Annotated in this window: 2 protein-coding genes; both read right to left on the reverse strand. The window is 71.9% G+C overall.

What is annotated here, in order from left to right:
- The coding region (locus tag AB0C16_RS40380) for a proline racemase family protein (RefSeq protein WP_357691469.1) at positions 1 to 173 on the reverse strand (173 nt) is incomplete at its 3' end.
- A gap of 1 nt (position 174) precedes the next feature.
- On the reverse strand, positions 175 to 524 hold a 350-nt coding region (locus AB0C16_RS40385; RefSeq protein ID WP_357691467.1), incomplete at its 5' end, for a dihydrodipicolinate synthase family protein.

Here is a 524-nt window from a genome sequence, read left to right on the forward strand (position 1 = left end):
CCGCGCGGCTCGCACATCAACAGGGTGCGCAGCCCGTCCCGTTCGGCCATGAACCGCTGCCGCCGCTCGGCCATGGTCGCGCCCGGCAGTACGCCCACCCCGCCGGTGATCACCCGGGTCGGCATGCCCTCGGTGTGCGAGTCGACCGCGTGGTAACAGACCTTCGAGCGCACGTCAGTTCACCCCCGCGTCGATGAGGGCCTGGGTGGCGGAGCGGACGACGGCCTCGGTCTCCGGGTCCAGGGCCTGCCGGGGCGGGCGGCAGACTCCGCCGGTCCGGCCGATCATGTCCTGGCCGAGCTTGATCGCCTGGACGAACTCGGTCCTGCTGTCCCAGCGCAGTACGGAGTGGAGCCGGCGGTAGAGCGGCAGAGCAGTGTCGAGATCGCCCGCCAGCGAGGCGTTGTAGAGGTCGAGGCAGGCACGCGGGAAGACCTGGGGGTAGCCGGCCACCCAGCCCTTGGCGCCGGCGACGGCGACCTCCAGGACGGTGTCGTCGGTGCCGATGATCAGGTCGAGGCCGG

Origin of the sequence: Nonomuraea sp. NPDC048916 (genome assembly GCF_040649575.1) — a bacterium.
GTDB lineage: Bacteria > Actinomycetota > Actinomycetes > Streptosporangiales > Streptosporangiaceae > Nonomuraea.